Source organism: Streptomyces sp. DG1A-41 (assembly GCF_037055355.1).
GTDB lineage: Bacteria > Actinomycetota > Actinomycetes > Streptomycetales > Streptomycetaceae > Streptomyces.
In genome coordinates, this window is sequence record NZ_CP146350.1 from 503,113 (window position 1) to 525,358 (window position 22,246).

At 70.3% G+C, this 22,246-nt stretch carries 16 protein-coding genes; 6 read left to right on the forward strand and 10 right to left on the reverse strand.

The window, feature by feature from the left end; genetic code table 11:
- Window positions 1–22: 22 nt before the first annotated feature.
- Window positions 23–1,381: an aminotransferase class I/II-fold pyridoxal phosphate-dependent enzyme gene (locus tag V8690_RS02470; protein WP_338775642.1), complete on the forward strand. Its 1,359-nt coding sequence runs from the start codon at window positions 23–25 to the stop codon at window positions 1,379–1,381.
- 45 nt (window positions 1,382–1,426) lie between these two features.
- Here the strand turns inward: V8690_RS02470 and V8690_RS02475 are convergent, their stop codons facing one another.
- From V8690_RS02475 to V8690_RS02500, 6 genes are all read right to left on the reverse strand, one after another.
- Entirely contained in the window at window positions 1,427–2,326 is a 900-nt protein-coding gene (locus V8690_RS02475) for a GDSL-type esterase/lipase family protein (RefSeq protein ID WP_338775643.1), read from the reverse strand.
- Window positions 2,327–2,337: 11 nt separating this feature from the next.
- Window positions 2,338–3,411, reverse strand: a complete 1,074-nt coding sequence (locus V8690_RS02480; RefSeq protein WP_338775644.1) for a rhamnogalacturonan acetylesterase — start codon at window positions 3,409–3,411, stop codon at window positions 2,338–2,340.
- Window positions 3,412–3,479: 68 nt separating this feature from the next.
- Window positions 3,480–4,535 carry a glycosyl hydrolase 53 family protein gene (locus V8690_RS02485; RefSeq protein ID WP_338775645.1) on the reverse strand — a complete coding sequence of 352 codons (1,056 nt, stop codon included), beginning with the start codon at window positions 4,533–4,535 and terminating at the stop codon, window positions 3,480–3,482.
- 227 nt (window positions 4,536–4,762) lie between these two features.
- Window positions 4,763–6,544: a rhamnogalacturonan lyase gene (locus V8690_RS02490; RefSeq protein WP_338785219.1), complete on the reverse strand. Its 1,782-nt coding sequence runs from the start codon at window positions 6,542–6,544 to the stop codon at window positions 4,763–4,765.
- A gap of 314 nt (window positions 6,545–6,858) precedes the next feature.
- Window positions 6,859–7,740: an alpha/beta hydrolase gene (locus tag V8690_RS02495; RefSeq protein ID WP_338775646.1), complete on the reverse strand. Its 882-nt coding sequence runs from the start codon at window positions 7,738–7,740 to the stop codon at window positions 6,859–6,861.
- 311 nt (window positions 7,741–8,051) lie between these two features.
- Window positions 8,052–8,972 carry a PaaX family transcriptional regulator C-terminal domain-containing protein gene (locus V8690_RS02500; protein WP_338785220.1) on the reverse strand — a complete coding sequence of 307 codons (921 nt, stop codon included), beginning with the start codon at window positions 8,970–8,972 and terminating at the stop codon, window positions 8,052–8,054.
- 307 nt (window positions 8,973–9,279) lie between these two features.
- On the opposite strand from V8690_RS02500, the gene V8690_RS02505 reads away from it, so the two are divergent.
- From V8690_RS02505 to mshA, 3 genes are read left to right on the forward strand one after another with little or no spacing between them, the layout of a single operon-like run.
- A complete protein-coding gene (locus V8690_RS02505; protein ID WP_338775647.1) occupies window positions 9,280–10,662 on the forward strand; it encodes an L-serine ammonia-lyase in 1,383 nt (460 codons plus the stop codon).
- A gap of 32 nt (window positions 10,663–10,694) precedes the next feature.
- The gene (gene fdhD / locus V8690_RS02510; protein ID WP_338775648.1) at window positions 10,695–11,546 is read left to right on the forward strand and encodes a formate dehydrogenase accessory sulfurtransferase FdhD; all 852 of its coding nucleotides are present in this window, start codon (window positions 10,695–10,697) and stop codon (window positions 11,544–11,546) included.
- A complete protein-coding gene (gene mshA, locus V8690_RS02515) occupies window positions 11,543–12,814 on the forward strand; it encodes a D-inositol-3-phosphate glycosyltransferase (RefSeq protein ID WP_338775649.1) in 1,272 nt (423 codons plus the stop codon). Before fdhD ends, mshA begins: the two co-directional genes overlap by 4 nt.
- 12 nt (window positions 12,815–12,826) lie before the next feature.
- On the opposite strand, the gene V8690_RS02520 is transcribed toward mshA, so the two are convergent.
- Window positions 12,827–15,121: an FdhF/YdeP family oxidoreductase gene (locus V8690_RS02520; RefSeq protein WP_338775650.1), complete on the reverse strand. Its 2,295-nt coding sequence runs from the start codon at window positions 15,119–15,121 to the stop codon at window positions 12,827–12,829.
- 3 nt (window positions 15,122–15,124) lie between these two features.
- On the reverse strand, window positions 15,125–16,267 hold the full coding sequence (locus V8690_RS02525) for an aromatic ring-hydroxylating dioxygenase subunit alpha (protein WP_338775651.1): 1,143 nt from the start codon (window positions 16,265–16,267) through the stop codon (window positions 15,125–15,127).
- Between the two features lie 191 nt (window positions 16,268–16,458).
- Here V8690_RS02525 and purU point away from each other — a divergent pair, with 191 nt between their 5' ends.
- Both purU and V8690_RS02535 read left to right on the forward strand, forming a co-directional pair.
- Entirely contained in the window at window positions 16,459–17,331 is an 873-nt protein-coding gene (purU, locus tag V8690_RS02530; protein ID WP_338775652.1) for a formyltetrahydrofolate deformylase, read from the forward strand.
- 100 nt (window positions 17,332–17,431) lie between these two features.
- Window positions 17,432–18,178, forward strand: coding sequence for an IclR family transcriptional regulator (locus tag V8690_RS02535; RefSeq protein WP_338775653.1), 747 nt, complete (start codon window positions 17,432–17,434; stop codon window positions 18,176–18,178).
- Window positions 18,179–18,285: 107 nt separating this feature from the next.
- On the opposite strand, the gene V8690_RS02540 is transcribed toward V8690_RS02535, so the two are convergent.
- Together V8690_RS02540 and V8690_RS02545 are read right to left on the reverse strand one after the other, a co-directional pair.
- Window positions 18,286–18,891, reverse strand: coding sequence for a sarcosine oxidase subunit gamma family protein (locus V8690_RS02540; RefSeq protein ID WP_338775654.1), 606 nt, complete (start codon window positions 18,889–18,891; stop codon window positions 18,286–18,288).
- Window positions 18,884–22,234, reverse strand: a complete 3,351-nt coding sequence (locus V8690_RS02545; RefSeq protein ID WP_338775655.1) for a sarcosine oxidase subunit alpha family protein — start codon at window positions 22,232–22,234, stop codon at window positions 18,884–18,886. The genes V8690_RS02540 and V8690_RS02545 overlap by 8 nt, the downstream gene beginning before the upstream one ends.
- Between the last annotated feature and the right edge of the window lie 12 nt (window positions 22,235–22,246).

Here is a 22,246-nt window from a genome sequence, read left to right on the forward strand (position 1 = left end):
CCCATCGGAGAGAGGGACACCCATGGACCTACGGCACTGGCTCGGCCGAGCCACCCACGAGATACAGGACTGGGCCGACACCTTCGGCCCCTACCAGCCGCACCCGTCACTCCAGATCGACGACGGCCGCTTCGCCGCCGCCTTCGAGGACTTCACCGGGAGACTGCGGGACAACTACCCCTTCTTCCACCCGCACTACGCGGGGCAGATGCTCAAGCCCCCGCACCCCGCCGCCGTGGTCGGCTACCTCACCGCCATGCTGATCAACCCCAACAACCACGCCCTGGACGGCGGCCCCGCCACGGCCCGGATGGAACGCGAGGCCGTCGCCCAGCTGGCCGCCATGTTCGGCTACGACACCCACCTCGGCCACCTCACCACCAGCGGCACGATCGCCAACCTCGAAGCCCTCTTCGTCGCCCGCGAACTCCACCCCGGCCGGGGCGTCGCCTACAGCGCGGACGCCCACTACACCCACGGCCGCATGTGTCGTGTGCTGGGACTGGAGGGACACGCGGTGCCCACGGACGACCGGGGACGCATGGACCTCGACGCACTGGAGCACCTGCTGCGCGGCGGCCGGGTGGGCACGGTCGTCCTGACCGCAGGTACCACCGGGCTGGGAGCCGTCGACCCGATCCACGAGGCCCTGCCCCTCAAGGAGCGTTACGGCGTCCGCATCCACATCGACGCCGCCTACGGCGGCTTCTTCACCCTGCTGGCCGGCGCGGACGGGCCCGAGGGAGTGGCGCCCGAGCCCTGGCAGGCGATCGCCCGGTGCGACTCGGTCGTCGTCGACCCGCACAAACACGGGCTCCAGCCCTACGGTTGCGGTGCAGTGCTCTTCCGTGACCCCGCGGTGGGGCGCTTCTACCTCCATGACTCGCCCTACACCTACTTCACCTCCAGCGAGCTCCACCTCGGCGAGATCAGCCTGGAATGCTCACGCGCCGGCGCCTCGGCCGCCGCCCTCTGGCTCACCTTCCAGCTCCTCCCGCCCACCGCCGACGGCCTGGGCCAGGTGCTGGCGGCGGGCCGCCGGGCCGCACTGAAGTGGGCTCAACTGATCACCACCTCCGACCACCTGGAGCTCTACCAACAGCCGGAACTGGACATCGTCAGCTACTTCCCCGTGGTCGACCCCGCCACCCTGAGCGGCATCGACACCGCCTCCGCCCGCATTCTGGCGGACGGCATGACGAGCCCCGACCCGGTCTTCCTGAGCACCCTGCGCGCCGACCGCGAGGCGTTCACCGCACGCCACCCCAAAATCACCGCGGACGCCGACAGCGCCCGCATCCTCCGCAGCGTGCTGATGAAACCGGAATCCGAGCACCACCTGGAGCACATCCACCAGCAGGTCGAACGGCTCGCCGGATGACGGCCGCCACTGGCGTGGGGATGCTCGCCGCTTCCGAGCCCGTCGTCACCTGAGATACGCGGCAAGCGGGAGGCCCTGTCGGCGCACGTCACCGGCGACGAGCCCGGCGACCTGCTGCGCGCCGTGGGTTTCGAAGTGGGTGTGGTCGTTGCAGAAGAAGGCGCCCACGGGGCCCGAGCCATAGTCGCCGTTGTTCGGGCAGAAGCGCAGCGTGTTGTAGCGCGAGACGCTGAGCGACTGGAGGTCGATGACCGGCGCGCCGGTTGCGGATCCGGCGGCGAAGGTCTGGGCGACGAAACCGCGGTTCTTGGTCGCCGTGCCGCCGGAGCAGGTGATGGCGGCCACCGGGGTGAGCAGCACCGGGTGTGCGCCCCGGGCCAGGGCCGCCTGCGCCATCATGGTCATCAGCTGTTGGTACCGTGCCGGGCCGACATGTCGTGGGCAGGTCGAGGAGGAGTCGTTGATGCCGAACTGGATGAACAGGTAGTCACCTGCCTTCATCCCGGTACTCGCGTTCAGCATCGCCTGCCAGCGTGACGAGTACGTCGTGGACGTGAGGCGGCACTCGCCGTCGGACCCCTTGGTGCTGCTCACGTTCCCCTCGTACAGCCAGGTCTGGATGCTGCGGCCTCCCACGGCGTGGTTCTTGACCGTCACGTCGCTGTTGAACAGGGCGTCGAACTGGCTGCCCCAGCCGACCGGGCAGCGGGCGGCGCCCGGGTTGGCCATGGTGGAGTCACCGGCCAGCCACACGGTGACCGGTGCGGCCGCGGCTCGTGCGGCCGGGGCGCCGGCGCGCGAGGCGCCGGTGCAGTTCGCCGCGACGCCGTCGGCCCCCGAGGCGGCGCTCACACCGAGGCTCGACAAGGTGATCACCAGGGCGGTCGTGACGAGTGTCCGAAGGTTCTTCATCAGGTCCATCAGGTCCTTCCCGGAGACGGGCACCGCCGCGTCGGTCAGCGCAGGTACGCGGCCAGGGGCAGGTTCTGTTCCCTGATGCTCTGGAGCACCAGCCCGCCGAACTGGGTCGCGCCGTACTGCGAGAAGTGGGTGTTGTCCGTGACACCGTCGGCGGAGGAGCGCAGGAAGAGCTGCGCGGAGGCTGACGGGCCGAGGGACTCCACCAGCGCCTTGCTCTTGGCGGTCAGGTCGATCACCGGCACCCTCTGCGCCGCGCCGACCGCGCGCATCTCGGCGGGTAGGTTCACGCCGACGCCGTTGACGTGCAGTGCCGTGGGCGTGAGCCGGTTGCCGTCGAAGTGCCGGCGGACCGGTGGCGTCACCAGGACCGGGACGCCGCCTTTGGAGCGGACCCGCGAGATCATGGTGGAGAGGTTGTTCCTGAAGGTGGACGCGCTGGTCTGCTTGTCGTTGTGGCCGAACTGGATGAAGACCGGGTCGTTCGCCTTGACCTTCGACAGCAGCGCCGGGAAGAGCGCCGAGTTGGACAGGAAACTGCCCGAACTCTCGCCTGAGTCGGCGTAGTTGGCGATGGACGCGCCGGGGCGCACCGCAGTCGTGATCATCTGCCCCCATCCGGTGTACGGGGCGGTCAGCTGGTCGCACACGGTCGAGTCACCGGCCAGGTAGGCGACCAGCGGCTGGGTCGCCGGTCTCACCGAGACGGCCGACACCTGCGGGTTGGCCCCCGCGAACCGGATGTCCAGACCGGGGTTTCCGGTGCCGCCCTGACCGGTCGGCTGCCCCTCCGGCTGCCGCACGTTGACCGTGAACGAGTACGAGGCGACGGCACCGGCCGCCGTCTTCGTCACCGGAAGCATCAGGCGCCGGGCCTCCACCCACATCTCGGTCTGCCCGGCGGAGGCTCCACCGACGGAGACCGTCACGTCGTAGTTGCCGGGCGAGACCGCGTAGTGACACTTGATCGGCGCGGTGCCGGAACAACCGGCCGGCAGCGCCCGCGTAGCGGCATCGGCATGCGCCGCACCGGTGCCGACCAGCGTCGCGAGGGTCAGGAGACCCGCTGCTCCCAGTCTGGCCCCATGCCCTCCGGAAAGCGTCAATGACATGCCCATTACAATCACCGATCCATCCTTGACCGAGTCGTCGTGCGGGTCTGAGGTCTGCGGCCCGTCGCTCAGGCCTGGGTGAAGCCGTTCATGATGACGGTGGGCCGCTGGGTGGTGGAGTCCCAGGCGCCCATGTTGTAGCCGGTGAACGGGGACATGCACTCGGGCTCCCAGTAGAAGATTCCCTGCCCTCCGTTGGTTTTCAGCGCCTTGGTGTAGGCGACCAGCGCGGCCCGGGTGGAGGAGGCCCTGTCCACCCGACCGCCGAACTCGCTCTGGAGGAACGGCTTGCCGTAGGCGTCGGAGATCTTCTTCATGTTCGCCACGATGCCGGGGGCGACGTCGGCGCTGCCGTAGGAGGAGAACACCGACATGTCCCACTTGCCGCCGTTCGCGGCGTAGCGGCTGAAGAACGTCGTCATCACGTCGTACTTCTGCGGCTGGGCCAGGTGGATGCACACGGTCGAGTTCGGTGACACCGCCTTGACCTGGGTGTACGCCGCATTGAGCAGCCCGGTCATCTGCGCCGGGTTGGAGACGCTGCCGACGGGGCGGCAGATCCCGCTGTTGATCTCGTTGCCGATCTGCACCCACGTGGGGAGCACGTCGTTGCTCTTCATGACCGTCATGGTCTGGTTCACGTACGTGCTCATCGCGGTGCGCATCTGGCTGTAGCTCATGTTCCGCCAGGCGGCGGGCGGGTTCTGCACGCCGACGGAGTTCCAGGTGTCGCCGAACATGTAGTCCAGCATGATCGACATTCCGGCGGCCTTGACCCGCTTGGCGAAGGCGGCGACCTCGTTGATGCCGCAGTGCCCGTCGGTCGGGCTGCTGGAGGGATTGACGAATGTGCGCAACCGCACCGCGGTGATGCCGTACCCCTTGAGGACGGTCAGCAGATCCTGCGTCTGCCCGCTCGCGTTCTTCCACGAGTAGCCCCGCGCCTCCATCTGCGGCACCCAGCTGATGTCGACGCCCTTGACGAAACCCACGGCGGCGTTGGCCGGCGTCTCGAGTTCGGCGAGCGCGGCGGCGGTGGCGATCGCCCCGGCGGTGGCGGTGGTGGCCTTGAGCAGGGTCCTGCGGCTGATCCGCCCGGAACCGGATGCCTCGGTGGGGTGCATCGTCGCTCCTTCCTGCGCGTCGACCGCGGGTGAGTCGTGGCGGTCGACGGGCGGTCGGTCGTGGGGGTGGGTGTTTCCGGGGCTTGGTGCAGGTGAGTGGGGCGGTGGTCGTTGCAGGAGGTGCCGCACCCCGATACGGCGGGGGCGAGGCCCACAGCGAACCAGCCCTCCCCCGCCCCTGGTCGGCCGCCCACGCGGTGAGCAAGGGCGGCCGCGCGAGGCGGGGTTCAGGGCGTGTGGACGGTGGGCCGTGGAGCCGTGGGCATCCCGTTGCCGATGAAGAAGCTCGGGTGCGGGGGCTGGTTGTAGGCCGTGTTCTGCCAGGCCAGGGCCGTGCGGTACTGGGTGTCGTGGAGCAGGGTCGTGATGCGGGTGTTCGTCTGGTGCGGCGTGGAGTAGATCCGCAAAGCCCTGTTGTTCGACGTCGGCCAGATGACCTCTTCGCGCCAGTCGCCGAGGATGTCGCCGGACAGCGACGGGGTGGCCTTGGTGCCGTTGTTGGAGTGGACGCCGGAGCCGGTCAGCAGGCGGGTGTCACCGGAGGTGCCGTACTTGTCGATGCGGGTGCCGTCGAGGAGTTCGCGCACGGGGTCGCCGTCCCACCAGCTGACGAAGTTCATGCTGGACGGCTCCCGGCCCAGGGAGGCGCCGGTCGCCGAGCGCAGGGTCGTGTCGGTGGCCGACCATGCCTCGGCACCCGGGCTTCCGGCATGGACGTCGGCGGCGACCCCGCGGCCGTTGTCGGAGCCGGACGCCGTCTGCCACAGGATCTGGCCGGTGCGCGCGTCGGCCATCCACGAGCCGGGCCGGCTGGAGCTTTCCGAGACCTTGAAGTACTCCAGGCCCGGACGGGAGGGGTTGAGGTCGCCGACGTGACCGGCGTCGCCGTGGCCCAGCCTGGTGGTCCACAGCCCGGAGCCGTTGTCGTCCACGGTCATCGCGCCGTAGACGATCTCGTCCTTGCCGTCGTTGTCGACATCGGCGACGGACAGGCTGTGGTTGCCCTGGCCGTCGTAGCCCTTGCCGCTGTTGGTGGAGGAGCTGGTGTCGAAGGTCCAGCGGCGGGTGAAGGCACCGTTTCGCCAGTCCCAGGCCGCGATCACCGTACGGGTGTAGTAGCCGCGCGCCATGATCAGCGACGGGCGGGCGCCGTCCAGGTACGCCGTGCCGGCCAGGAAGCGGTCGACACGGTTGCCGTAGTTGTCGCCCCACGAGGAGACGTTGCCCCGGCCCGGGACGTAGTCGACGGTCCCCATCGCCTTGCCGGTCTGGCCGTTGAACATGGTCAGGTACTCGGGGCCGGACAGGACGTAGCCGCTGGAGTTGCGGTGGTCGGCCGAGGAACTGCCGATGACCGCGCCGGTGCCGTCCCGGGTGCCGTCGGCGGTCTTCATTGCGACCTCGGCCTTGCCGTCGCCGTCGTAGTCGTACACCTGGAACTGGGTGTAGTGCGCCCCGGAGCGGATGTTGCGACCCAGGTCGATACGCCACAGCCGCGTGCCGTCGAGCTTGATGCCGTCGATGATCGTGTTGCCGGTGTAGCCGGACTGGGCGTTGTCCTTGGCGTTGGTGGGATACCACTTCAGGACCAGGTCGAGCTTGCCGTCGCCGTCGAGATCGCCGAGGGAGGCGTCGTTGGCCTCGTAGGTGTACGCCGAGTTGCCCGGGGCGGTGCCACCGGCCGGCGGGGAGATCGGCACGTCCAGGTAGCCCGACCGGAACTTCAGCGCGAGCTCGGAGGGGGCCTGCTCGGAGCCGTTCACCACCGGGCGCACCGTGTAGTCGGCGGAGTCCGGGGCGCCGGAGTCGAAGTAGTTGGTGGAACCGGTGATCGGCGAGGAGTTGAGCTTGGTGCCGCCGCGGTAGACGTTGAACGCCACGTCGTTCGGGTCGGTGGCCAGCCAGCGCCACGACACCAGGTTCCCGCTGCTGGTGTGGACGCTGGTCAGTCCTCGGTCGAGGCGCTCCACCTGTCGCGCGGTCGCGGCCTGCGCGGTCTGGGGAAGCATGGTGAGCGCGGAGGCGGCCAGCGCGAGTGCGGCGGCGAGGACGCCCGCCACTCGGCCGACCGGGGCTCGGCGGATTCTTCGCTGACGCGGCGCCGTGCGGGGGCGCGGGTGAGAGTCGGTCACAGTGACCTCCGGTGTGGGGGGATGTGCATGCCTAGTGGTGGATCACGGGGTGGTGGCCGACGGGGCGTCATCCCTGCGGAGGGAGAGGGCCGCCGTGCACGCCCTGCGAGTGACGCGATCATGACAGCTCTGTCTGTCTGATGATCCTCACGTGCGGGAACGTCACGCCGGGCGTGTGGAACGGTTGCTCCTCAGCCCAGGGCGGCTTCCCACCTGGTGTTGGGCCCGGCCGCGTCGGCCGGGAGGCGGTCCCGTGCGGCGGTGTCGCCGTACATGCTCCAGCGGGCCCAGTCGACGACGGTGGCCGGGAAACGCTTGTCGCTCCAGAAGCTGGTGTGGCTGCCGCCGACGAAGGTGAGGAACGCCTTGGGCCAGGCCATCTCCCTGTACGCCTGCCGGGCCGAGTTGTACCCCGTGGTCGAGTCCCGGTCGCCGTGGACGAACAGGACCTTGGCGGAGACCGAACTGGACGGGTTGCCCATGTCGGTACAGGACTGCGGGTTGGCGGAGATGATCCGGCGGTCGGGCCAGGAGGTCAGCAGGCCATGGGTGATCATGCCGCCCAGGGAGTGGCCCGAGACGCCGACGCCGATCCCGGTGTTGATGTGCCCGGCCAGTGGTCCGCTCGCGTTGAGGGCGAGGGTGTTGGTGATGATCTGCGAGACGTCCTTGGAGGAGTTGCCGTTGTTGACGTCGCTGAAGTTGTGGTTGAAGTGCGGGGCGGGGACGACGAAGCCCGCCGAGGCCAGGGCCCGGATGATGAACAGCGAGTTCTGCGGGCTGCTTCCGAAGCCGTGGGTGAAGTTGTAGACGGGGAAGACACCGCCTGCGACCGGGGCGTTCGTCACCGGGCTGCCGCCGGGGGTGCCTGCGGCGGGGTAGTAGACGTAGGTGGTGCACCGGCGGCTGCCACGGGTCCAGTCATACCGGCGCACGCCGACCGCGAACGGCGTGGTCGGCGCGCCCTGCGGCCTGACGAGGGCGCCTGCCTGCCCGGTGCCGAGCAGGGATGCGCCCACGCCCGCTGCTCCGGCCGCGCTCAGAGCCAGGAAGGTGCGCCGTTGCATGCTCATGGATGACTCCTGTGTGAGTGGGGGGTTGCTCGTGGGGGGTTGCTCGTGGGGGGAGGTGCGGGTTTCGCGGACCGGTCGCTTCACTGGTGAGGAAGCGTCAGGTGGGGTAACGGGGTGATGGTGCGGCTTCCGCTGAACAGGAGGTACAAAGGCCCGAGGTGGCGAGGAGCGACGCATGCGATCTGCTCTTCGAGCACACGACTGTGAACGCTCCCACACCATTTCGAATAACAGAAAGAGTCGCCACCGGACTCTCATCTGTCAATCACCGCGACCCAATCCCTCTCAACTCAGGGTTGGGCCATCGGGTTTCAGCCGCCGCTGTGACCGATACCGGCACTCATGCCGGCGATCGTGTGGGCCCTGATGTCGAGGTGCGGACCGTCCGCGGACCGGGCCGCCACCGAACGGACGTGCTCCTGGGCCGGGTGGGCCAGACCGTCGTACACCGCGACGCACACCTCCCGCGCCCGGGACCGAGGCCAGTCGGCCGGCAGCAGATCGATGGGCAGCAGCGGGTCCAGCACCGGGAAATGGCGGTAGGCGTTCATCACCTCGGTACGGGCGCGCACCGCCTCGGCACCGGTGACACCACCAGCACCGATACGGGGCACCAGGCCGCTCCACCGCCGGATGAAGATCTCGTACTGGCCCGCGATGCCGCGCAGATCCCACGCCTCGACCGGGTTGCGGTTGGCCTCCGTCACCAGATCCACCTGCCGCGCACGGAACACACTCACCGCCCCCAGCGCCAACTCCGCCAGCTCCGCCCGCCCCTTCGGGGTGAGCGGGTGCGGCGACGCCCAGACCGCGTCGTACAACGGCGCATACCCCCGCCACCGCAGCGCCGTGCGCAACGCACGCCGCCGCGCGCTCTCCCGCTCCGGCACGGAAAAAGCCACCAGAGTCCACCATCCGTCCCACGAGTCGGGCTGCATGGTGAACGTGGCGATGGAGCCACCACCACTCCACAGATCGACAGCCGCCTCACGCGTCAGCCGGTACACGCTGCAGCGCCCCCGCCGACTGCCCTCCAGCACCCCACGACGCGCCAGCCTGCTGATCGTCGTACGGGCAGCACCGGCAGCCACGCCGAACTCCCCCAGCAACGCCACGATCGCCGCCGCCGGCAGCCAAACCCGCCCCGGAAACGTGTAGTCAGCGACCAACGTGACCGCCAAACCCGCCGGTGAAGCATCAGCCTGCCAGCGCGGCAGACGCACCGGCCCCATACCGTCGCCAGAGAACAGCTCCTCATGCTGGGACAGATTCGCCAAGATCCGCTCCGACGCGTCGAACAGGGCCCTCACTGTAACGACCCGACCCGCACATCACCTGACTGATGGAACTGAATGACAGCCTTGCGCCCGGTCGGGACGCTGAGTGAAGCATGGCAGGCGTCTTGACAAGCCGGAACACAAGAGAAAGGCTGTTGCGCATAGAGATGTCAGTTGCTTAATCAGAAACCAAGGCATCCGCGGTCGTGAGGTTTCCCTCTGGCCTCCCGCCACACTCACGCGCAGACAAGGGAGCCCGCTCGTGGCCATCTCCGTCTTCGACCTCTTCTCCATCGGCATAGGCCCGTCCAGTTCGCACACGGTCGGTCCCATGCGGGCCGCCCGCATGTTCGCCGGCAGGCTGGAGAAGGAAGATCTGCTCGCGCGGACGGTGTCGGTACGGGCCGAGCTCTTCGGCTCGCTGGGAGCCACCGGCCACGGTCACGGCAGCCCCAAGGCCGTCCTGCTCGGTCTGGAGGGCAACGAGCCGCACACGGTGGACGTCGGCCTGGCCGAACGGGACGTCGAGCGGATCAAGGCGACGGGAAGGCTTCGGCTGCTGGGCCGCGAGCGCGGCGACACCCACGAGATCCCTTTCGACGCGGAGCGGCAGGTGGTCCTGCACCGCCGCCGTTCCCTGCCGTACCACGCCAACGGTATGACGCTGTTCGCGTACGACGCCGAGGGGCTGTCCTTGCTGGAGGCCACCTACTACTCGGTGGGCGGTGGGTTCGTCGTCGACGAGGACGCCGCCGGCGCGGACCGGGTCAAGGTCGACGACACGGTGGTGAAGTACCCGTTCGGCAGCGGCGACGAGCTGCTGCGCCTGACCCGGGAGACGGGTCTGTCGATCTCGGCGCTGATGCTGGAGAACGAACTGGCCTGGCGGACCGAGGAGGAGATCCGCGCGGGGCTGCTGGAGATCTGGCGGGTGATGCGGGAGTGCGTGGCACGTGGCCTGTCCTGTGAAGGGATCCTGCCGGGCGGGCTCAGGGTCCGCCGCCGTTCCACCGCCGTGGCCAAGGCGTTGCGGGCCGAGGGCGACCCGGCGGGGCGGGCGTTGGAGTGGGTGACCCTCTACGCCATGGCGGTCAACGAGGAGAACGCGGCCGGCGGCCGCGTGGTCACCGCTCCGACGAACGGCGCGGCCGGCATCATCCCGGCGGTCCTGCACTACTACGTCAACTTCGTGCACGGAGCCGACGACGACGCCGTGGTCCGGTTCCTGCTGGCGGCCGGCGCCATCGGCCTGCTGTTCAAGGAGAACGCCTCGATCTCGGGCGCCGAGGTCGGCTGCCAGGGCGAGGTCGGCGCCGCCTGTTCCATGGCCGCGGGCGGCCTCGCGGAGGTGCTCGGCGGCTCGCCCGAACAAGTGGAGAACGCCGCCGAGATCGGCATGGAGCACAACCTGGGCCTGACCTGCGACCCGGTCGGCGGCCTGGTGCAGATCCCGTGCATCGAGCGCAACGGCATGGCGGCGGTCAAGGCCGTCACCGCGGCCCGGATGGCCCTGCGGGGCGACGGCCGCCACCACGTCTCCCTGGACAAGGTCATCAAGACCATGAAGGAGACGGGCGCCGACATGAAGGTCAAGTACAAGGAGACGGCCCGGGGCGGTCTCGCGGTCAACGTCATCGAGTGCTGACGACGCGGCAGCCGAGATCTGAGGAGTCCTGCGTGGGACGGGTCACCGAGCGACGGCGCGTACTGCGCATCCGGGACGGGGCGGTGGGCAGCCGGCCCGACACCCTGGTGGCGGAGGAGCCGCTGGAGATCCGGCTGAACGGCAGGCCCCTCGCGATCACCATGCGCACGCCCGGCGACGACTTCGCGCTGGCCGCCGGGTTCCTGGTGAGCGAGGGCGTCCTCGGCCGGGCCGAGGAGCTGGCGAACATCGTGTACTGCGCGGGCGCTACGACTGACGGCTCCAACACGTACAACGTCGTCGACGTGCGGCTCGCGCCCGGCGTGGCGGTGCCGGACATCTCGCTCGAGCGGAACCTGTACACCACCTCCTCATGCGGGCTGTGCGGCAAGGCGAGCCTGGACGCCGTGCGGACCACCGCCCGTTGGCCGATCGCCGACACTCCCCCGGTCCGGGTCGCTCCCGATCTGCTGGCCGCCCTTCCCGACCGGCTGCGGGCCGCGCAGCGGGTGTTCGACCGCACCGGGGGGCTGCACGCCGCGGGGCTGTTCTCGGCGGAGGGAGAGCTGCTGGATCTGCGTGAGGACGTGGGCCGTCACAACGCGGTCGACAAACTGATCGGGCGCGCGCTGCGGTCCGGCGCGCTGCCGCTGTCCCGAACCCTCCTGCTGGTCTCGGGCCGCGCGTCCTTCGAGCTGGCGCAGAAGGCGGTCATGGCGGGCATCCCGGTGCTGGCCGCGGTCTCCGCGCCCTCCTCCCTCGCGGTGGACCTGGCGGCGGAGACGGGCCTCACGCTGGTCGGTTTCCTGCGCGGCAGCTCCATGAACGTGTACGCCGGCGAGCAGCGCATCGCCCTGGGGCCGCGAGGGGGTCGCCCGGAGTGAGCCGTCGTCGCCCCCGCCGCGTCGCGATGTTCAGCGTGCACACCTCGCCCCTGCACCAGCCGGGCACCGGCGACGCGGGCGGCATGAACGTCTACATCGTCGAACTCGCCAAGTGCCTCGCCGCGATCGGCATCGAGGTGGAGATCTTCACCCGGGCGACCTCGGCGGCGCTGCCGTCCACCGTCGAGCTCGCGCCCGGCGTGCTGGCGCGGCATGTGGTCGCCGGCCCCTCCGAGGGCCTGGCCAAGGAGGAGCTGCCGGCGCGGCTGTGCGACTTCACACACGGAGTGACGCGGGTCTGGGCCGGGCAGCGCCCCGGGTACTACGACCTCGTGCACTCGCACTACTGGCTGTCCGGACAGGTCGGCCGACTCACCGCCGAACGCTGGCGCGTACCGCTCGTGCACGCCATGCACACCATGGCCCTGGTCAAGAACGCGTCCCTCGCTCAGGGCGACACACCCGAACCCGAGTCCCGCGTGCTTGGGGAGAAACGGGTCGTCCGGGGCGCCCACCGGCTCATCGCCAACACGGCGAAGGAAGCGGACGAGTTGTGCCGCCACTACGACGCCGAACCCGACAGGGTCGCCGTCGTGCACCCCGGCGTGAACCTGAACCGCTTCCGGCCCGATCCTCGCGGGGTCGAGGCCGGCCGGGCCGCCGCCCGGGCCAGGCTCGGGCTGCCGTCGCAGGCACTGATCCCGCTCTTCGCCGGCCGTATCCAGCCCCTCAAGGCTCCGGACATCCTGCTGCGTGCGGTGGCCCGGCTGCTGGTGGAGCGGCCGCGGCTGCGCGAGCGGATCGTCGTCCCGGTCGTGGGCGGGCCGAGCGGCAGCGGCCTGGCCAGGCCGGAGGAGTTGCAGAAGCTCGCCGCCCAGCTCGGCATCGGTGATGTGGTGCTGTTCCGTCCGCCGACGGCGCAGGCGGAGCTCGCGGACTGGTACCGGGCCGCGACCGTGCTGGTCATGCCGTCCTACAGCGAGTCCTTCGGCCTGGTGGCCGCCGAGGCGCAGGCCTGCGGCACGCCGGTGATCGCGGCCGCGGTCGGCGGCCTGCCGGTGGCCGTTCGGGATGCGGTGAGCGGCGTCCTGGTGCCGGGGCACAGGCCTGCGGACTACGCTCGGGCGCTGCGCCGCTTCGCCGACGACCCGGCGCTCTCGACACGGATGGGGGCGGCCGCCGTCCGGCACGCCGAGTCGTTCGGCTGGGACACGTCCGCCGCGGCCACGGCGGACGTGTACGAGGCGGCGATGCGCGAGCGTGACTGACCGGCGCTGCGGTCAGTGCGCCGGTTCCAGCCGGACCACGATGGACTTGGACGTCGGCGTGTTGCTGACGTCCGCGGTGGAGTCCAGCGGTACGAGGACGTTGGTCTCGGGGAAGTAGGCGGCGCAGCAGCCACGCGGGGTGAGGTAGGCGACCGTTCGGAAGGCCGGTGCCCGGCGCTCGACCCCGTCGGAGAACTCGCTGACGATGTCGACCGGATCGCCCTCGGTCAGGCCGTGCGCGGCGAGGTCGTCCGGGTGGACGAAGAGCACTCTGCGCCCCTGGTGGATGCCCCGGTAGCGGTCGTCCAGGCCGTAGATGGTGGTGTTGTACTGGTCGTGCGAACGGATGGTCTGGAGGAGCAGCCGGCCCTGTGGGACGCGCAGCACGTCCAGAGGGTTGACGGTGAAGTTGGCCAGCCCGGTCCTGGTGGGGAAGCGCCTCTCGTCGCGTGGCGGGTGGGGCAGGGCGAAGCCGCCCGGCCGGCGCACCCGGGCGTTGAAGTCCTCGAAGCCGGGGATCACCCGGGCGATCCTGTCCCGGATCAGGTCGTAGTCCGCCTCGAAGTCGGCCCAGGGCACCTGCGGACCGCCGCTGCCGAGGGTCGCGTTCGCCATCCGGCAGATGATCGCGATCTCGCTCAGCAGGGTGTCGGAGGCGGGCGCGAGCCGGCCACGCGAGAGGTGCACCATGCCCATGGAGTCCTCCACCGTCACTCGTTGCTCCCCGGTGGGCCGCGGGTCGGCTTCGGTGCGGCCCAGGCAGGGCAGGATGAGCGCCTGGCGGCCGGTCACCGCGTGGGACCGGTTGAGCTTGGTGGAGATTTGCACGGTGAGCGCGCAGTTGCGCAGAGCTCGCTCGGTGAGTGCGGTGTCCGGAGCGGCGGAGACGAAGTTGCCGCCGAGCGCGACGAAGACGCGTACCTGTCCGTCCCGCATGGCCCGGATGGTCGCCACCGCGTCGTGACCGTGGTGGCGGGGCGGCACGAAGCCGAACTCCGCGCCGAGCGCGTCCAGGAAAGCGGCGTCCGGCTTCTCGTGGATGCCCATGGTCCGGTCGCCCTGGACGTTGGAGTGCCCGCGCACGGGGCACAGGCCGGCGCCGGGGCGTCCGATGTTGCCGCGCAGCAGCAGGAAGTTGACGACCTCGCGGATGGTGGGCACCGAGTGGCGGTGCTGGGTGAGGCCCATGGCCCAGCACACGACGATCTTCCGCGCGGACACCACCTCCTGGAACGCCTCCCGGATCTCCCGCTCCGACAGCCCCGTCGCCTCCAGGACGTCTTCCCAGGACGTCTTGCGGGCCTGGTCGGCGAACTCCTCGAAGCCGTGGGTGTGCGCGGTGATGAAGTCGCGGTCGAGGACCGTGCCGGGAGCGTCGTCCTCCGCCTCCAGGAGCATGCGGTTGAAGGCCTGGAAGAGGGCCTGGTCGCCGCCGAGCCTGATCTGCAGGAACAGGTCGGAGAGCTGGGTTCCCGCCCCCAGTACGCCGGAGGGCCGCTGGGGGTTCTTGAAACGCAGCAGGCCCGCTTCGGGGAGGGGGTTGACCGTGATGACGCGGGCCCCCTTGGCCTTGGCCGTCTCGAGCGCCGAGAGCATCCGGGGGTGGTTGGTGCCCGGGTTCTGCCCTACGACGAGGATCAGGTCGGCCTCGTACAGGTCCTCCAGCCGGACGCTGCCCTTGCCGATGCCGATGGTCTCGGTCAGGGCGGAGCCGCTCGACTCGTGGCACATGTTGGAGCAGTCCGGCAGGTTGTTGGTGCCGAGGAGCCGGACGAACAGTTGGTAGAGGAAGGCGGCCTCGTTGCTCGCCCGGCCGGATGTGTAGAAGGCGGCCTGGTCGGGTGAGTCGAGAGCGCCCAGCTCCCGGGCGATGACGGCGAACGCCTCGTCCCAGGAGATCGGCCGGTACCGGTCGCCGCCCGCGGGGCGGTACATGGGGTGGGTCAGGCGGCCCTGCTGACCGAGCCAGTAGTCGCTGCGTCCGGCCAGCTCCGCCAGGGTGTGCTCGGCGAAGAAGCCGGGACCGACGCGGCGCAGGGTCGCCTCCTCGGCCACCGCTTTGGCGCCGTTCTCGCAGAACTCGGCGCGGTGCCGGTGCTCGGGCTCGGGCCAGGCGCATCCCGGGCAGTCGAATCCCGTCTTCTGGTTGACGCTCAGCAGGGTCAGCAGGCTGCGGCGGACGCCCATCTGCGCGTGGGCGTGGCGCAGCGAGGACGTGACCGCGGGAACGCCCGCGGCGTAATCCTTCGGCGGGCCCACCCGCAGACGGGAGTCATCGGGGTCCCCGGCAGGTGCCTTGCGGGTCATCGCCTAGCTCTCCGCGAGGTTCGCGCGGGTGCCGAGGCGGTCCTGGACCCAGTCGTGGAACTCGCCGATGTGGTGCTCGCTGGGCACCAGGACGCCGCCCTTGGCGTACAGCCGGGAGCTCATCGCGGGCTGGCAACGCTCACAGGCGTCGAAGTCCTGCCGGTTGACGCGGTCGAACAGCTCGACCGACCGGCTCACGTCCCGGCCGCTCTCCACGACGCCCTTCAGGTACAGCCAGTCGCACTCCACGATCGTGCGGTCCACCGCCACCGGGAACATCCGGTGGAAGATCACGTGGTCGGGGACCAGGTTGATGAACACCTGCGGGCGCACGGTGATCGCGTAGTACCGGCGGTCCTGCTCCTCGGAGACCGTGGGGATACGGTCCAGGCCCTCCGAGCCGTCCACGGTGAAGCCCTGGACGTCCGAGCCGAACTCGGCGCCGTGGCCCACGTAGTACTGCGCCGCGTAGCCGTCGGCGAACTCCGGGAGGACCTCGGTCAGCTCGGGGTGGATGGTCGCGCAGTGGTAGCACTCCATGAAGTTCTCGATGATCAGCTTCCAGTTGGCCTTGACGTCGTAGACGATCCGCCGGCCGACCTCCAGGCTCTCGACGTCGTACCGCTCGATGGACTCCACGTCACCCAGGCGCGCGACCACGTCCGCGATCACCGACTGCTCGAACGAGGGCGGGTTCTCGGCCAGGCACACCCACACATAGCCGAGCCACTCGCGTACCGCCACGCTCGCCAGGCCGTACTCGGTGCGGCCGATGTCCGGCATCTTCGTCAGGTTCGGGGCCGCCACGAGCTTGCCGTTGAGGTCGTACGTCCAGGCGTGGTACGGGCACTGGAAGGCCCGCTTCACCTCTCCGGACTCCTGCGTGCACAGCTTGGCGCCCCGGTGCCGGCACACGTTGAAGAAGGCCCGGAGGGAGCCGTCCCGCGACCGGGTCAGCAGGACGCTCTCCCGTCCGACGTCCACGGTCCGGAAGGCGCCCGGCTTCGCCAGTTCCGACGAGCGTGCCGCGCAGAACCACATGGATTCAAAGATGTGTTCCTGCTCCAGGCGGAAGATCTCCGGGTCCGTGTAGTGGTCACCGGGGAGGGTCGCGATCAGGCTCTCCGGCAGGCCGGTCGTAGTCATGGTTCACCTCGGAGTGAAGCGCCTCGGACGGGCGAGTGGTTGCCTCATGTGCAACGTGCTTCTTGCTACGCAACTCACGGTGCAGTCCACCCGAAGCACTGTCAAGCCCTTGACCGCAGACCGTCGCAGCCAGGACCATGTTGCGTATCAGTCAGGCTGTTGCGTAATACGCACTTCTCTGGGAGGGCTCCGTGTCACTTGGACCCACAACCGGCCGCGAGTTCGTCCTCACTCTGTCGTGCCCCGACCGCTCGGGCCTCGTCCACGCCGTCACCGGCTTCCTGGTCCGGCACTCCGGAAACATCCAGGAGAGCCAGCAGTTCGACGACCGGTCGCAGGACCGCTTCTTCATGCGGGTGCACTTCGACGTCTCGGACCCGGGCACGTCACTGGAGGACCTGAAGTCCGGCTTCGCGCAGGTCGCGGAGGCGTACCGGATCTCCTGGCAGCTGTACGAGGCGTCGACGCCGACGCGCACGCTGATCATGGTGTCGAAGTTCGGGCACTGCCTGAACGACCTGCTCTTCCGCTGGCGCACCGGCGCGCTGAACATCGAGGTGCCGGCGATCGTCTCCAACCACCGGGACTTCGAGCCGCTCGCCGAGAGCTACGCAATCCCCTTCCACCACGTGCCCGTCACCCGGGAGACGAAGCCCCAGGCGGAGGCGCGGCTGCTGGAGCTCGTCGACGAGCTGGACATCGACCTGGTGGTCCTCGCCCGCTACATGCAGATCCTGTCGAACGACCTGTGCAAGCAGCTCGAGGGCCGCGCTATCAACATCCACCACTCGTTCCTGCCGAGCTTCAAGGGCGCCCGCCCCTATGTCCAGGCGTACGAGCGCGGCGTCAAGCTCGTCGGAGCGACGGCCCATTACGTCACCCCGGACCTCGACGAGGGACCCATCATCGAGCAGGACGTCATCCGTGTGAACCACTCCCTGGGGCCCGACAGCATGGTCGCCCTGGGGCGCGACGTCGAGGCGCAGGTCCTGGCGCGGGCGGTGGAGTGGCACAGCCAGAGCCGCATCATGGTCAACGGCAACCGTACGGTCGTCTTCCGCTGAGGAAATGACCTCCCACCCCCTCACACCTGTTGACCATTTCACCTAGGGTTTCGCCATGAGCAACTACGGCGCTGAGTCCGCAGGCGCTCCCAGTGGCGGAGTGCAATCCGTTGACCGTGCTGTCACCGTGCTGGAGATCCTCGCCCAGCACGGCGAGGCGGGCGTGAGTGAAGTGGCCGCGGCGATCGACGTCCACAAGTCCACCGCCTTCCGGCTGCTCGGCGCGCTGGAAGCGCATGGGATGGTCGAGCAGGAGAGTGAACGTGGAAAGTACCGTCTCGGCTTCGGTGTCGTGCGCCTGGCCGGCGCCGTGACGGGCCGCATCGCCGTCACCAGACACGGGCGCGGGATCTGCGAGCGAATCGTCGACGACGTGGGCGAGACACTGAACATCGCCGTGCTCGAGTCCCACCACGCGATCAACCTCTACCAGGTTCGCGGCTCGTCGGCCATCGCCGCGCAGAACTGGGTGGGACGGCAGACTCCGCTGCACTGCACGTCGAGCGGCAAGGTCCTCTTGGCCCACCTCGACCGCGAGGCCCGCGACGAACTCCTCGCCGAGGCCGGCCTCCCCCGTCTGACACCCCGCACGGTGACCTCCAGGAGGAAACTGGAGGCGGACCTGTCCGAAGCCCGTGAGCAGGGCTACGCCATCACGGTGGAGGAATACGAGGAGGGCCTCAACGCCCTGTCCGCGCCCGTGCGTTCGGACGACGGCGAGGTCGTCGCCGCACTCAGCGCGTCGGGGCCGGCCTTCCGGCTCACCGTGGAGCGGATGCACGAGCTCGCGCCGCTGATGGTCTCGGCGGCGGACGAGCTCAGTCGCCGTCTCGGCTATGCGGGCTGAGGCCCGCATGGCCCGGCTCGGTCGCTGACCAGGACAGAACCCTCACGACAAGCGGCGGTCGGTGATCCGGTGCCCGGATCACCGACCGCCGCCTGCATGGGCCCGCGTCAGCCCGTCCACTCCACAGACGCGTCCAGCAGCCAGTCCGTGAGATAGCCGGCGAAGGACGAACGGACCAGCACCCAGAACCCGGCCCGGGGGTCGTCACGGGCGACCAGGACGACCTGGGTCCGGCCCAGGTTCGTCTGGGCGCAGCGACCGGGGCCGAAGACCCGCGGGTGAAGATCCAGCGAGCAGCCGTGGGCCAGCACGTCGCGGGCCCGGGGACCGGCGACGAGGAGCGTGGTGCGCTGTGCCGAGACATCGATGACGGACACGGGCTCGTCGCCCGCGGCCCCACGGATCCGGCTCTCCAGGTCCTGTTGAGCGCCCGGCGGGCCCACCACGAGCCACTCGTCGGGGCCGAGCCACAGGGCGGTCAGTTCCCCGGCGCGGACCGCGGTGTCGGGTTCGGCGGGGAGTTGGAGACCGAGCGCCAGCCCCACGGCGTCCGCCGCCGCTCCCTTGGGGTCGAGACGCACATTGATCTGGGACAGGAAGGGCAGTTCCGCGAGCCGGATCGCGCCCCCGGAGGTGCGGGTCGCGGCGGCCAGCCGGTCGGCGGCGTGCGACAGAGGGCTGCGGAGCGGGGTGGTAACGGCGGTGTCAGCCATCGCGGCGGGCTCCCTCGGGGTCGTAGAGGACGGGGCTCGCGACGGTCACCGGGACCAGCCGGTCGCCCACGGGGGCATAGAGTCGCTCACCGATGCGGTCCCGGCCGCCCTTGACCAGCGCGAGGGCGAAGGTCCGGCCGAGGGCCGCGCTGCGGTAGCTGGACGTGACGTGGCCGAGCATCGGCACGGGCGGCGTCGGCAGCACACTGCCGGCGACCAGGTGCGTGCCTTCGGGGAGGAACGTGCCCGGGTCCTCCGGAAGGAGCCCGACCAGGTGCTTGCGGTCGGGGCGGGCGGTATCGGCACGGGCGTGGGACCGCTTGCCGATGAAGTCCCGCTTCTTCTTCGACACCACCCAGCTCATGCCGAGGTCCTGCGGTGTCACGGTGCCGTCGGTGTCCTGGCCGACGATCGGGTAGCCCTTCTCCGCGCGCAGGACGTGCATGGTCTCCGTGCCGTACGGGGTGATGCCGTACGGGGCGCCGGCCTCGTACAGCGCCTCCCACAGGGCGAGGGCCTCCCACGGTGACACGTTGATCTCGTAGGCGAGTTCGCCGGAGAAGCTGATCCGGCACACGCGCGCGTCGATGCCGGCGACGGTCGTCTCGCGCCACGCCATGAACGGGAAGTCCTCGTTGGCGACGGCGAGTCGAGGCGCGAGCGAGCCGAGGACTTCGCGGGAGCGCGGGCCGACCAGGGCGACGGTGGCCCACTGCTCGGTCACCGACGTGCAGTGGACGCGCAGTTCGGGCCACTCCGTCTGGAGCCACTCCTCCATCCAGTCCAGCACGGCGGCGGCATTGCCCGTCGTGGTGGTGACCAGGTAGCGGTTCTGGTCGAGGCGGATGACGGTGCCGTCGTCGAAGACCATCCCGTCCGGCCGGCACATCACGCCGTAGCGGATCATGCCGACCTTCAGGGTGCTCATCATGTTGGTGTAGAGCAGGTCGAGGAAGACGCCCGCGTCGGGGCCCTGGACGTCGATCTTGCCGAGGGTGGAGGCGTCCATGAAGGCGACGCCCTCCCGGGCGGCGGCGCACTCGCGCAGGACGGCCGTCTCCATGTCCTCGCCGGCCTGCGGGTAGTACCAGGGCCGCTTCCACTGGCCGACGTTCTCGAACAGGGCGCCGTGCGCGACATGCCACTCGTGCAGGGCGGTGGTGCGGATCGGGTCGAGCAGGGCACCGCGGTCGCGGCCGGCGAGAGCGGCGAAGGAGACCGGGGTGTACGGCGGCCGGAAGGTGGTGGTGCCGAGTGCGGAGATGTCCACGCCGAGCAGTTCGGCGACGACGCCGCTGGCCAGGACGCCGGAGGTCTTGCCCTGGTCGTTCGCCGTGCCGGCCGTGGTGTAGCGCTTGGTGTGCTCGACGGAGCGCATGCCGGCGCCGGTCGCCCGGGCCAGGTCCTCGACGGTGACGTCGCGTTGCAGGTCGACGAAGCGCGGGGCGCCTTCCCGCCCCGGGACGGTGAAGACCCGCATGGGCGGCGTCCGCGGCGGCGTGGCCACCTGTGGCAGGTGCGGAACTTCGCAGGTGTAGCCCTCGGCCTCGAGCGCGCGGACTCCGGCGGCCGCTCCCTGCGCGAGGACCCGGGCCAGGTCGAAGACGCCGCTCGCGGCGCCCGCGACCTCGACCGCCTGGCGACACGTGTCGGGAACGAAGGTGCCGAGCTCCTCGTGGTAGCGGAGCTTGCCTCCCGCCTGGCTGAACAAGTGCGCCACCGGGTTCCAGCCGCCGGAGACCAGGAGCAGGTCGGCGGCGAACTCCCGCTGTCCCGCCGACTGTCCGTACGGGGCGACGGTGACGGAGGTGAGCCGGGGGGCGCCTTCCGTGGCGGTGACGGCGTGCCCCGTCAGCACCTCGATTCCGGCCTGCCGGGCACGCTCCGCCCGCTCCCCCGGCTCGGTGCGGGTGTCGACGACGGCCTCGATGGCCACGCCCGCCGCAGCGAGGTCCATGGCCGCCGCATAGGCGCTGTCGTTGGTCGTGAAAACGACCGCGTGACGGCCGGGCAGGACGCCGTGGCGGTTGGCGTAGGCGCGGGCCGAGGCCGCCAGCATCACGCCGGGGCGGTCGTTGTCCGCGAAGGCCAGCGAGCGTTCGTGGGCGCCGGTGGCGAGGACGACGCGGCGGGCGCGGATGCGCCAGACGCGTTCGCGGGAGACGTGCTCCGGGGCCTCGGCGCCCAGGTGGTTGGTGCGGCGCTCCACGGCGAGCAGGTGGTTGTCGTCGTAGTAGCCGAAGACGGTGGTGCGGCGCAGGACGCGTACGTCGGGGGCGGCGTCGAGCCGGGCGGCCGTCTCGTCCACCCAGTCGAGGAGTTCGCCCGTGCCGAGGAGGCTGCCGCCGGGTTCCGGCTGGTCGTCGGCGATGATGACGCGGGCACCCGAGCGGGCGGCGGCTGCCGCTGCGGCGAGGCCGGCCGGGCCCGCGCCCACGACCAGGAGGTCGCAGTGGGTGTGTACGGCGTCGTAGCGGGCCGGGTCCGGTTCGGTGGCGAGGCGGCCCTGGCCGGGGAGGCTGGTCGCGACGAGGCCGTCGTAGAGCTCGACGGTGGTGGCCGGGAGCATGGGCTCGGGGAACGGGGCCTCGATCTGGATGACCGCGTTGGGTTCCTCGACTCCGGCCGAGAAGATGCCGCGTGGGCGGCCCAGTTTGATGCTGGTGCCGGTCTGGATGACGCCGTTGGCGAGGAGGGCGGAGGCGAGGGTGTCGCCCTCGCAGCCCTGGTATGCGGTGCCGTCGAAAGTGAAGGTGAGGGGGGTGTCGCGGTGGATTCGGCCGCGGGTGGGGTGGCGGAACGGCTGGGTTGATTCGCCCCCGCCGCCCCTGCCCTCCCCCAAGCTCTCGGCTTCGCTCGAGCAGGGGGGACCCTCATCATCCTGAAGGTGCTCCGCCCCTTCGCCCCCGCCGGGGGCTGCGCCCCCCGACCCCCGCGTGGGCTTCGCCCCCTGCACCCCAACCGGGGCTGCCGCCCCGGACCCCCCTTCGGCCTGGACGGCCTCGTCCTCAAGCGCCGGACGGGCTGGTGGGACAGGACTCGGCTGGAAGGTGACGGGGCGCGGCTCCACCGTTTCCGGGCGCTCCTCCCCCGCCCGGTACACCGTCAGGATCTCGTTCGTCGATGTGTCCCGCACCGCGTTGAACCAGCGGCGGCAGCCCGCCGCATGGCTCCAGCGCTCGGCGAAGGGGCCCCTCGGGTTGTCGCGGAAGAAGAGGTAGCGGGCCCACTCCTCGTCGGTGAGGGAGGACGGGTCCTGCGGGTACGGCACATGGGCCTGGCCACCGTAGTGGAACTCGGCCTCGTCGCGGGGCCCGCACCACGGGCAGGGGATCAGCAGCATGGGTCGGCTCCC

Excerpts from the sequence above, each read along its gene's own strand:
- V8690_RS02485 (WP_338775645.1), bottom strand. The coding sequence starts at position 4,535 with ATGCACCCCACCGAGGCATCCGGTTCCGGGCGGATCAGCCGCAGGACC.
- V8690_RS02490 (WP_338785219.1), bottom strand. The coding sequence starts at position 6,544 with ATGCTTCCCCAGACCGCGCAGGCCGCGACCGCGCGACAGGTGGAGCGC.
- V8690_RS02545 (WP_338775655.1), bottom strand. The coding sequence starts at position 22,234 with ATGCTGCTGATCCCCTGCCCGTGGTGCGGGCCCCGCGACGAGGCCGAG.
- V8690_RS02500 (WP_338785220.1), bottom strand. The coding sequence starts at position 8,972 with ATGGGGCCGGTGCGTCTGCCGCGCTGGCAGGCTGATGCTTCACCGGCG.
- V8690_RS02520 (WP_338775650.1), bottom strand. The coding sequence starts at position 15,121 with ATGACCCGCAAGGCACCTGCCGGGGACCCCGATGACTCCCGTCTGCGG.
- V8690_RS02480 (WP_338775644.1), bottom strand. The coding sequence starts at position 3,411 with ATGTCATTGACGCTTTCCGGAGGGCATGGGGCCAGACTGGGAGCAGCG.
- V8690_RS02495 (WP_338775646.1), bottom strand. The coding sequence starts at position 7,740 with ATGAGCATGCAACGGCGCACCTTCCTGGCTCTGAGCGCGGCCGGAGCA.
- V8690_RS02525 (WP_338775651.1), bottom strand. The coding sequence starts at position 16,267 with ATGACTACGACCGGCCTGCCGGAGAGCCTGATCGCGACCCTCCCCGGT.
- V8690_RS02470 (WP_338775642.1), top strand. The coding sequence starts at position 23 with ATGGACCTACGGCACTGGCTCGGCCGAGCCACCCACGAGATACAGGAC.
- V8690_RS02540 (WP_338775654.1), bottom strand. The coding sequence starts at position 18,891 with ATGGCTGACACCGCCGTTACCACCCCGCTCCGCAGCCCTCTGTCGCAC.